Raw genomic sequence first — 10,559 nt, forward strand, 5'->3', positions numbered from 1 at the left:
ATGCGGGCAGAGGATAATGTGTTCTTCCCCCTGGTGGTGGTCACGGACAACTGGCTGCAACGGTTGCTGATCTGGACGCCGGGGCAAACCGACCTGATAAAAACCGTGGCACTGATACTGATGGTGGCCGACCACACCAGCCTGCTGTTCGGGCTCGACAACGACGCGCTACGGCTGCTTGGACGGGGTGCTTTCCCGCTGTTCGGCCTGGTGTGGGCGATGAACCTGGCCCGCCATCCTCGCATCCGTCAGTCGTCGCTGAACCGGTTGTGGGTGTGGGCTGTGGTGGCACAGGGCGGCTGGATACTCGCCGGGCTGCAGCCGTATGAGGGCAATATCCTGTTTGCCTTTGCGGTCAGCGGGCAGGCGCTGGCGCTGATGCAGCAGCACGGTCCCCGCGTGTGGCCGCTGTCGCTGGGACTGGTTCTGGTGTGGTATCCCTTTTCGGGCGGCAGCTATGGCCTTGCCGGCATCATGATGCTGTTACTGGCCTGCGGGGTGTGCATGACGGCCAGGCGCACCACGCGCACCGGACTGGCGTGCTGTCTTGCGCTGGTGATGCTGGCGCTGAACGCCGGCGACGGTGCGGCGATGGTGATAGCGGGGCTAGTGATACCGGGCGTCATCCTGACAGTGCTGAGCCGCTCCTGTCTTCTGGTCACCCGCTTCTGGCCCCGGGAATTTTTTCCGCTGTTCTACACCGTACATCTGGCGGTATTGGGACTGATTGCGATGTAACGCAACGACCAGAAATATAGGGTAACCAGCCCGTAGAGTCAGGACAATATCCAGGCGAATGAGACACTGGCGAGTAACAGGGCCTGGAACTTCGATTGATCTGTTTTTCGCCAAAGGTTTTCCAAAACGTCAGCGGCTTGCCGCTTACAACACCAGAACAGTAAAACAACGAGGGGCTTCCTTTCTTGAGGCGCCTGAGCCGGCATCACGACTGTGAATGTCGGTTGTCGGAATACAGTAAATTAAATAATTCAACGCGGGTTCAATCCGTAAGGAGTCTTTGTGTCTGTGAATCAGTATATTGAAATGTCAGATAATAATGAGGCGAGAAAAATAATAACGGACACCATCAAGGGGCTGGTCGGCGGGCGTGTTATTCATTCGCGTGAGGATATTATTCGTTTTCTCTGCGGTGAGGGATTTGATATTCCTGATGTGAGTGAAGACAGTATTACGGTGAGCGCACCGGATGAACCGGGAAATACACTCACGTTCACCGGCTATTTATTCTCGTCGCAGTTCAAACTGACACGCTCAGCAACGGACATCGAGGTCACTACCGGGGAGGTGGGGGCATGAGTCTGCTCTTCTTGTCCGCCTCGCTGCTGCTCCTGGGTGGGCTACTTATCCTTGTTGCATTGATGAAACGTCCGCAGAGTCCATTCCTGCTCACCCTGAAAGCGGCAGGTGTGCGTCCCGGAGAAGCCGTCCGCCTGATGGCGAAGGGCGCATGCTGGACGCGGCAGGATATGTTGATGACGGACCGAGAAATTCAGTTCCTGCAGGGGCTGCTGCGTACTGTCGACCTGACACGTTGGTACCTGTGCCCGCAGGTGCGGGTGGCGGACATAGTGCAGGTGTCAGCAAGGGTACCGCCCCGCAGCAAGGCCTGGTGGGGGCTGTTTCGGATGACGTCGCAGTGGCACTGCGACGTGGTCATTGTTGAGCGTCAGTCTTTCAGGATAGCGGCCGTCGTGGAGCTGGATGATGCCACGCACCAGAAGGCGCAGCGGCAGCGACGGGACATCGTGTTCGGGGAAGTCATGCGCCAGGCGGACATCCCTCTATTGAGAAGTAGAGACAGTCGTGAGTTGCAGAATAAGGTACGCGAATTTCTGGCCCAACTGTCGGATGAACATGACGCTGCGGGCCGACAATCATCGAATTAACCTATTAATGGGAGTTTTGAATTCATGAGTAATGAAATGAAAATTAATAAAGCGCAACTATCCACGCGGTCACGGCGTCTTATTTTCCATACGCGCATCGTCTTTGCGCAAATGCTGAATATCCTGCTGGCAGGCAGCAAAATCCTTATAACTGCGTTGTATGTTATGCCTTGCGCATTTTTCTGGCTGCATGTGTCGCTCATTATTTTCTTTCCGCAACTTTTTACCGAAATGATGGCAGGGATTAGCCATATTTCAACAACCGAGGAGTCTATGGTTGTATTGCAAGCGACATTCGGTCCCCACGGAACCGCAGCGCGTTTCCTGTTGGTTACCTGGGTACTGTGGACTGTGTTGCGATTGGTGATGGGGTGGAACCCAGGGTTTCGTAACTGCTGGCGTGATACGCACAATCGTAAGTTACAGGGGCTGAACGAGTGACTTGTTTTCACAGGAAGCACAGTCAAATGACTGATAACACGCGAACCTAGGCGATAAACGTCAACTCAATACCATCATCGGGTGAACATAACTCTACGGGCCGACACTCATCGTAATTAACGTTGCATAAGAGCCTGACGCCTCCGCAATGCGTCGTTGTCCAACCCGGTCCGGAGAGAAAACGAGTTTTCACCCCGGAGCGGGTTCTCTTATCCATATTCTGGCGGTTGATGCCAGCCCATATAAAAAAAGGAAAGCGATGTCCTCTATTAACCTGACGATGCCCAGAAAGGTACTGGCCGGCCTGTTCTGCCTGACCTTGTTTGTTGCACAGCCTGTTGCCACCGCAGCAGTGATTGAAACCGGTTTCTCACCGGAAGGAAGCGCATTGCCGCTGGTACTGAAAACCATTACGACTGCACAGAAAGAGGTTCGGGTGATGGGGTACTCCTTCACGTCACCTGAAGTGGTCCGCGCATTAATCAACGCCCGAAAACGTGGGGTGGACGTCAGGGTGGTACTGGACCACAAAGCGAATGCCGGCAAGCAGAACAAAGCCAGTCGGGCAGCCATGAATTTACTGGTAGGCGCGGGCATCCCGGTTCGCACAGTGAGCGCATTCAAAATCCTTCACGATAAGGTGATCGTCGCCGACAAGCGCAACACGCAACTGGGCTCATATAACTACAGTCGATCAGCGGAAAAATCCAATTCCGAGAACGTGCTGGTCGTGTGGGATGACTCTGTGGTGGCTCAACGCTATTTGCAGCACTGGATGTCGCGATGGGATATCGGAAAGGAGTGGCGTTCGTCGTATTGAGAAGATTCCTCATGCCTTTCAGTAACCCTATGACGATTTGATCCTCCCGGCTCAGGTCGTCCGCTCATCCTTCATTTTTATCAGTCATCCCGCGCCAACGGGACTGAAAAATGCTTTTTATGCTGCTAACTTACGGATTCTGTAGTACGCTTTGCCAAACGATCCTTGTTTGATCCTTGAGGAGGCAGAGATGTCACAGGTTAACGCAGTATCTTCCTCAACTAAAACCAAGCGTATTTACCGTAAGGGTAACCCGATGACCGCGACTGAAAAGCAGTTGGCATCGGTTGCTAGGAAACGCGTAACGCACAAAGAAGTTAAAGTGTTTGTTCGAAACCCACTGAAAGATCGCATGATTAAGGTCTGCGAAGAAGATGGCTTGACCCAGGCGCAGTTCATCGAGAGGTTAATAGAACAGGAACTTATCCAGCGAGGATTGCTCGGGTAAAGTCTTTACCTTCTTGCGGGTTGATGTATCGAGTGCTAGATTACTGATCGTTTAAGAATTCTTGGCTGGCCACGCCGTAAGGTGGCAAGGAACTGGTTCTGATGAGGTATCTACCCGGAGCCAGAAAAGCAAAAACCCCGAAAATCTTCTCAACTTGGCGGTAGGGAAAGATTATCGGGGCCCACTTAAAACTGTATAGAAGCTGTTGCTCTATACGGGGAGTATAGTTTCATGCTCAGAAAAGTTCAAGACCTTCTGTGTGCAATACTCTTTCAGTGCAACTTAAGCGCAGGGCTATTTGACTAGCCTGAATTATGCGTCTGATGCACCGATAATCGAACCCAATCGTACCCGGCGTGGGGAGGCAAATGCCTTACGCAAAGGGACGTCAAAAATCCATCGTCGTTATCAGCCTAGGCTGAAGTGCGCTGTGCCACGTGGCATGGCGTCGAAAGTGGTTGCCCGCGTGAGCAGTCACAATTGGCATCGGAATCCCGACCTGGTCGAGTTGCGTCAGAATGGGTATGTTCCGTACACCAAACGCAACGATCCGTATTACATTCCCAAGCCGATGCGTGTTCACGCACGTTCTGAGGCCTGCGAGGCGCTGACCGCACTGTCACAAGTGATGGCGGCCAACTGCGACTTTAACCCGGACAGCGACTATCCCTTCGAAATCATGGCTCCGATGGAGCAATTAGCGCATTACATGGGCGTGTTGCATGTCTACGACAGTGGCCGCAAAGCCTATGACGTGGCGCTCAACGCACTCTCGGTGATGGAGCAGCTGCAGTATGCAATCGTACTGCATGGCAAAGATACCGACAGCGGCCAGAACAAACCATTGCGTGTCTGGCTCAGTGAAAGATTCTTTACTAGCCGTGGTATTGCTGTCGATGAAATTCGCCAGTGGCTCGGCCAATTCCGCACCTGGGCGATCAAGAACGGCCTGACGGAAACGCTGCGCACCAAATATGAGCGCCATTTACTGCGTATCGAGCACATTGGTATCGATATCAAGAACCGTCACTCCTTGCGTAACCGGCTCAAGCAGATCAAGCGCTGGGTCGTCAACCCGGACTTGGCCCGAGAGAAAGAGAAAGTGGTTGGCCAGCTCGAAGACGCTCTCGATACGCTTGATCACGGTGATCGTCTCGATCTGCTCCTGGACGGTCTACAGAGCAAAATTAAAGCTGATGGCAAAGGCCACAAAAAGGCCCAGAACCGGATGTATCAAGCTTATGTCGCCTGGTCGAACAAAACCATGCGCCACGAGGTTGTGCAGCTGGAAATGGCGCTACAGCGCGATAATCCGGGACTGCTTCACAGCGATCCGGAAGCCTATTATCAACGGCTTCTGGAACGCGCCGGCAAACTCTAGTCAGCAAAACCAGACAGAAAAAACCGTGTCCACCCCGACGCGGGCTTTGTGCTGCCTGGCGTTCAGGACTTGCTGTTTTTGCAAGCGATGCGCGCGCCGATGATGGCGAAAATAAGGCGTGTTGGCCATCCGCTACATCATCCGAATCTCTAGGAGCGCAAACAACAGCAGTTAATTTCGAAGAAGGTAGTTAATTTCGAAGCATAACGTACTGATATCCTTATTTTCGAACGTTAATCCATAACAAAATAAGCCTTTTAAAAAAGGGGATGTCATCGCGCTCAACAGCGCTCGATGATACCTCCTTCGCTTTGCTCAGGCAGAACACCCCTGGAAACTCAAATACCCTGCAAAAACGCAACTCTTTTAGACATAACCCCACCGGCTACGCCGGTCAAGTAGCTCCCGCAAAGCGGGCTATGTCGCTGCACCTAATTGCTCAATGACACAAAACCATAGTGGCCAAAACACATCAGTGTTTCGTTATCCTACAAACAACTCCCCAACCCACTGCAAAGCCGCCGCCGCCCCGGCCAAAGGCCGGGAACAGCAGTGGCTTTAAAATGGGTGTTGTAACTAAAGAATTGAGTCGCTGCAGGAAATGTTGCGAGAGGTTTTGATTACACGCTCGTAAGCGGCCCTTACGGCCCGCATAACGCGGAGATACGCCCCGGCTGCGGCTTGCGCCTTGCCGTGACCACTCCGACAGCGCAATTTAACTCCTGTATCGCGATAAATGGGTTTGGCTTAGCAGAGCGAGGGATGGGATAGGTGAAACCTATCAGACCGGAACCGGCTACGCCGGGCTATCGGCGCCAATTATCAGCAGAGTTATAGGTAATACCTGCTGGCGCCTTCATGCCGCTATGCGGCATTCAGAAGACCGGCTGCGCACTGCTCGCCAGTCTGATTGTACGTTATATAAACGACTGTGCTTATAGGGGTCGGTTTTGGAAACGGAAAATTTTGTACGTTAAGCGCATTATTTGACCACTCCTGATTTAAAGGACTGATTTAAAGTCAGTGGTCATCGCTTTAAGTTATCGCTCATGGCGTATCGCATTTAGGTTATCCGATTGAGTCAAGAACCCCAGGAAATGCCGTATAGCTTGAGGGTACACCCTATTGCGATAACGTAGCCTGTTCAAAAAACAGGCTTGCCGTACAATAATTTCCGATCTCCAAACTGCCCCCTAAATGTAGACGTGGCCATAAACGACATGGTTCCGATCACCGCTTACTACACGAACGGAGCCCAATACGCATACAATCATGAGATCAATAAATGGTTATTTATTTATCACCACACAAGTCAGATACTCTTTTTTCAAACTCCAAATCTTTCAGATGCTGATTGATATAAAGATCGGGCCCTAATGGGGGTAAATAATACATGTGGCTTCGGCTGTATTGCTCGTAATTATCACGCATGGTTTTTTCCACTTCCCAATGCTCTACTTCTTTATATTTCACTCCTCCGTTCTCTTGAAGTTTCTTGGCGGTGTCCGCAATCGAAAACTTCAAATATGGGTTTAGACCAATAAAGTTCCCTGCAAGCATGTCGTCAACTTGTTTAACGTTAGCTATAACTGCGAATTTCATAATTGCTAAATCGATTTCCCAACCAGAGACGAACAATAAAAGTGCGGCAAATGCGAGCAATTTCTCTTCTCCGTCAGCTCTATCACGCACTGCTTTGCTCTTAAATTCAGCAGAGTTGTTGACTATGAAAGAGGTTAACTGAAGTGTTTTTGCGTACTCTTCACGAAGCAGAGAAGGGTCTATCAGTAACTTCTGTTTGCCATTCTGCAAATAATTTTGCAGGTCGTTGATGTGCTTCGGCCAGATTTTCAGCTTTGCTAAGGCTCTGAGTGTAGGCTTATGAATTCTCACAGCCTCTCTCTGAATTGCCTCTTCCCAAGAAAAACCGGGGATAGTTGCCTGAACTGGGGTGAAGGGTATTAAATCATTCCTACCGTCGACGTAGGAGTACATCGGAAGTCGAATGATATATGCAAGCCAACCTAGCTCATCTTCAGATATGTCTACACTAAATGTTGATACCGTTCGTTTTTCAAAAAACCACTGACGCATCAGTCTCATTGTTTCCTGAGAAAACACTTTTTCCTGAATGCCGGCACATACTAACGCTCGAATGACATGTGTGATTTTTGTCCGGTCTGTGCTGTATCTAACCAGATGTTGACCCACTTCATGAGATAGGCGGTCACCATAAAAATCGCAGGATGGATGATGAGCGCTCTCGCCACTTTTTCCAACAAATCGAAAATGGGCTTTTTTTTGGTAATTACCTGACTTTGCTGCACTGACGTAAGTACCTCCAGTAGCCTCACATATCGGGCAAAGAACGTCATGATGTGCAAATTCGTGTATCTGATTTTTATCTATGCCCAAAAGGTCGACGTATTGTTCTGCGTCTACCTCTTTTTGTAAATGTTTTGAATACGCTGTGTCAGTCATTAATCAGCCTTTATCCATTTATTGGTAGTTTAACCCCGAAATCTTATCACTTAGCTGGGGTACACCCTATTTCAATAGCGCAACCTGTTCAAAAAACAGGCTTGCCGTACATTATTGTTCGAATCCCAAACTCACCCCTAAACTGTCCCTTCAGGCGGAAAATGATGTCGCCGTTCCGGAGCAGCAGATTGCCGGTATTGTCAGCCGGTACTTTTCAGCGCTGTCTGAGCGCTGTGAAACCGATGCCTGGCACAGGGTGCTGGAGGTGTTGGTCCGGGAACTGACGGAGTCTGGCCTGCTGTCATTCCACACCGGTAATATTGCGGAGAGCCGTCGGCTGAACATACCCCGCACCGCGTATTACTGAGTAGTTGCTCACCGTGGCTCATGGCCGGAACGTCTGCGGTGATCCGTTCTACATCAACTTCACGTTTTTCCCAGTCCCAATACTGCGCGATACGGGGATATTGGGCGAGCAGGCGATAAAAGCATTATTTATGGGCCTCCCTGCCCATATCTTCTGCTTCTTCCCCACAAAAGAAAAATTAGTAATTGTTTGTAGAGATAATATTTCCGTGCTTGGTGTCTGACTGCCCTGTTCCCATATAAAAGACTCGTGAGGGATGGGGATTATCATTTAAGGACTTAACTTAATGGGTTAATCCTCGCCACCATCTTTTAACAGCTAAAAAAATTTGAGATAGTTCTTGATTATTCAATTCTTCATTGATGGTTTTTAATGCAACAAAAGATAAGTTAGTGCTATTGATTATTTTTATATATTCCACATCTGAAAATAAAGAACTTATTCGTTCTCTATATGTTTTTTTGAAACGCTTAACGTCTAATTTACCATCTATATAACGCTGACAAGCAATATCGTAAGCATTAAGTATATTTGTTCGGTAAGCTGTTGAGAATATATTGTATTCTTGTTCGTCTTTTATTTCGTTTTTATTTGCTCGCTCATTAAAGTTTAAAAAATCATTTTCTGATTTAGCAATAATCTCATAAAGCTTGAGTTCAGAATCACCTCGGGAATTTTTAAACGAGGAGCGGGCCCTTAAAAGAGCACAAAAAGAAACAAAAAGGCTCAACGCCAAAAGACAGTCGCGTAATGAATAACCAAATAAGAAGCCATTATCAATTGGAATTGTTGTCGTCATTTCCGTTTTCCTTGTTGCTGGTTTTAAATTTATCGGCAACTAGTTTTGCTACATTATCATGTGCTGCAAAATTTATGTGTAGCGAGCCTTTTTCAATATCCTCATTGAGAGACTCATTACCTGTAATATTATTGGGGTCAATATTGTGACCATGCTTGCGGAGTTCTTGAGCAATGTATCCCGTGAGGTAATTCACATCACTTTTACTAAGCTCACCAGATTCGCGCTTCTCTGATATTTCAATTAAGACATTAACAAATGCGGATGTAATGTCTCTTTTGGTCTTTGCTGAAATGATTTTTAAAACATAACCGCTGCCTAAAAGATTTAAACCTAACCCAGATATACGTGATTTCATGTCTTTTCCTATTATCTATTATCTATTATAATTACCCACACAATCATATTATGTATATAACATACTCTATGCTACACATCATGTCTTTTTTTCAATTAGTGTCATATCTAACAGCCGCCTTGCTCCCTAACTCTACACTTTACGGGTTCTCCGTACATCTGCCTGTGCTTCTATCGTCCATTTAGGGATGGCTGGGTATGGCCTTGAGCTAAGCTTGAAGGGCTCGTTTACCGATGCTTGCGCTGAGCTAATCTTGACAGGATTGTTAAAAATGCACACTTAGCGTACACTTTTACAAGCTTGGGCTTCCGCCCTAATAAAGGGAGTTACTGGTATGGACAAAGAAAAAGAAACACGGACTTTTTTCGGTCATCAATCCCCGGCCATGGCTGAATTGTCAGAAAAAATTAGCCATAGTTTGAGTGAAAGCCCATTAGCGCCTGAAGAGAAAATGGCGCTTATGATGAAACGATGCATTTCATTATTTGGCATAATGAAAACTGACACCGCTGAAATGAAAGTCTCAGATGGTCGTACACTCAAGCTTACGCGTGACAAAATACCCTCACGTTTTCATTAGTATCAAAATCAACTCGTTTTATTACTAACAGAGTCAGTGATATGGAAATTGCCAAGAGCTTTTTAGATAAAGTGAATAACGAATTAAAAGATGAGGCTGTGAGTCAGTTAGATCAACAACTCATGCGTGCGGTTAATGATAGCGTCATGGCTCCAGAGGAAGCATTGTTAGTCATGATGGAATTAATATTCACACTGTTTGCTGAAACCGAGGGCCATTACGCTGAAATGAAGTATGCTGATGGCAATGGCGTTCACCACAAATTCACGCTGGAAATTAAAGTTCCGGCAGGCTCTAATGAAAAATAATGTCTACTTTATATAAGGAAATACTATGTCTAGCCTGATTTATGTGAGTCTTAATGGAAAGAAACAAGGTTTGATTTCCGCCGGATGTTCATCATTCGATTCCATTGGTAACAGAACCCAGACAGGTCATGAAGACCAAGCACAAGTGTTAGAGTTAGATCATAGTATCACGCGTGAGCAGAACGTACAGCATCACCCTGTTCATGGTTAGGAATCTGGATCGCGTTTTTTCGGAGCGACTGGCCATGAACGTCGGCGTACAACAGCCCCTGATGACGTGGGGCTGTGCAGATTTATGGGTAAAAATAACCATTACGGTGGCGTTTTAATCTAAAACCCATTTTTTAGGCGCACTAATCCAGAGACGGGATCTGAAGCCATCGTTTCTTTGCCAGCCGGTGCAGCCTGTCTGACAGCAGTTTGGTGGCATGCTCGCCCGCCATGGCGCCGGCAAAACGCAGCCGGCCTTTGCAGAGGATGCACTGGTATGGGTCGGTGCCCAGGAAACTTTTCATCAGCACCGCGAACCCGGGCCGCTTCGGTTTCTCCCGTACCGTCATCTCCAGCGCGTCGTAAACCTTCGGCAGCAGCGTGCCCCGCTTGCGGTTGGCCAAAAAACCGTAGTACCGCACCATTTTAAAATGCCGCGCGGGGATATGGCTGACGTAC

The 10,559-nt window shown here is 48.4% G+C and carries 12 protein-coding genes and 2 pseudogenes; 10 read left to right on the forward strand and 4 right to left on the reverse strand.

The genetic code is table 11. The annotated features are described in order from the left end of the window. The 7 genes from traX to A6U95_RS10465 all read left to right on the forward strand — a co-directional run bounded on the left by traX (nt 1) and on the right by A6U95_RS10465 (nt 4,997). Nucleotides 1–738: a type-F conjugative transfer system pilin acetylase TraX gene (gene traX / locus A6U95_RS10435; RefSeq protein ID WP_065684440.1), complete on the forward strand. Its 738-nt coding sequence runs from the start codon at nt 1–3 to the stop codon at nt 736–738. Nucleotides 739–1,026: 288 nt separating this feature from the next. Further along, nucleotides 1,027–1,317 carry a hypothetical protein gene (locus A6U95_RS31450; protein WP_241810640.1) on the forward strand — a complete coding sequence of 97 codons (291 nt, stop codon included), beginning with the start codon at nt 1,027–1,029 and terminating at the stop codon, nt 1,315–1,317. After that, nucleotides 1,314–1,907 (forward strand): DUF2726 domain-containing protein, encoded by a 594-nt coding sequence (locus A6U95_RS10445; protein WP_065684441.1) that lies wholly within the window; start codon nt 1,314–1,316, stop codon nt 1,905–1,907. Before A6U95_RS31450 ends, A6U95_RS10445 begins: the two co-directional genes overlap by 4 nt. Before the next feature lie 24 nt (nt 1,908–1,931). Further along, a complete protein-coding gene (locus tag A6U95_RS10450) occupies nt 1,932–2,348 on the forward strand; it encodes a hypothetical protein (RefSeq protein ID WP_139102357.1) in 417 nt (138 codons plus the stop codon). Between the two features lie 259 nt (nt 2,349–2,607). Beyond that, entirely contained in the window at nt 2,608–3,168 is a 561-nt protein-coding gene (locus tag A6U95_RS10455) for a phospholipase D family protein (protein WP_065684443.1), read from the forward strand. A gap of 190 nt (nt 3,169–3,358) precedes the next feature. After that, nucleotides 3,359–3,616 carry a replication regulatory protein RepA gene (locus tag A6U95_RS10460; protein ID WP_065684444.1) on the forward strand — a complete coding sequence of 86 codons (258 nt, stop codon included), beginning with the start codon at nt 3,359–3,361 and terminating at the stop codon, nt 3,614–3,616. A gap of 466 nt (nt 3,617–4,082) precedes the next feature. After that, nucleotides 4,083–4,997 (forward strand): Replication protein, encoded by a 915-nt coding sequence (locus tag A6U95_RS10465; protein WP_343227157.1) that lies wholly within the window; start codon nt 4,083–4,085, stop codon nt 4,995–4,997. A gap of 1,293 nt (nt 4,998–6,290) precedes the next feature. Here A6U95_RS10465 and A6U95_RS10470 read toward each other — a convergent pair. The 3 genes from A6U95_RS10470 to A6U95_RS10480 all read right to left on the reverse strand — a co-directional run bounded on the left by A6U95_RS10470 (nt 6,291) and on the right by A6U95_RS10480 (nt 9,002). Further along, entirely contained in the window at nt 6,291–7,478 is a 1,188-nt protein-coding gene (locus A6U95_RS10470) for a hypothetical protein (RefSeq protein WP_065684446.1), read from the reverse strand. 650 nt (nt 7,479–8,128) lie between these two features. After that, on the reverse strand, nt 8,129–8,644 hold the full coding sequence (locus tag A6U95_RS10475; RefSeq protein WP_065684447.1) for a hypothetical protein: 516 nt from the start codon (nt 8,642–8,644) through the stop codon (nt 8,129–8,131). Beyond that, nucleotides 8,622–9,002 carry a hypothetical protein gene (locus A6U95_RS10480; protein ID WP_065684448.1) on the reverse strand — a complete coding sequence of 127 codons (381 nt, stop codon included), beginning with the start codon at nt 9,000–9,002 and terminating at the stop codon, nt 8,622–8,624. The genes A6U95_RS10475 and A6U95_RS10480 overlap by 23 nt, the downstream gene beginning before the upstream one ends. A 334-nt stretch (nt 9,003–9,336) precedes the next feature. Between A6U95_RS10480 and A6U95_RS10485 the strand changes: the two genes are divergently transcribed. The 3 genes and pseudogenes from A6U95_RS10485 to tssD all read left to right on the forward strand — a co-directional run. After that, nucleotides 9,337–9,582, forward strand: coding sequence for a hypothetical protein (locus A6U95_RS10485; RefSeq protein ID WP_065684449.1), 246 nt, complete (start codon nt 9,337–9,339; stop codon nt 9,580–9,582). 41 nt (nt 9,583–9,623) lie between these two features. Next, the gene (locus A6U95_RS10490) at nt 9,624–9,890 is read left to right on the forward strand and encodes a hypothetical protein (protein ID WP_065684450.1); all 267 of its coding nucleotides are present in this window, start codon (nt 9,624–9,626) and stop codon (nt 9,888–9,890) included. Nucleotides 9,891–9,915: 25 nt separating this feature from the next. Next, nucleotides 9,916–10,095, forward strand: a pseudogene (gene tssD, locus A6U95_RS29715) (type VI secretion system tube protein TssD); the annotation flags it as partial. Nucleotides 10,096–10,243: 148 nt separating this feature from the next. On the opposite strand, the pseudogene A6U95_RS10495 reads toward tssD, so the two are convergent. Then, nucleotides 10,244–10,559, reverse strand: a pseudogene (locus A6U95_RS10495) (IS91 family transposase); the annotation flags it as partial.

The sequence above is a fragment of the Serratia sp. 14-2641 genome, assembly GCF_001692375.1.
Taxonomy (GTDB): Bacteria; Pseudomonadota; Gammaproteobacteria; order Enterobacterales; family Enterobacteriaceae; genus Chania; species Chania fonticola_C.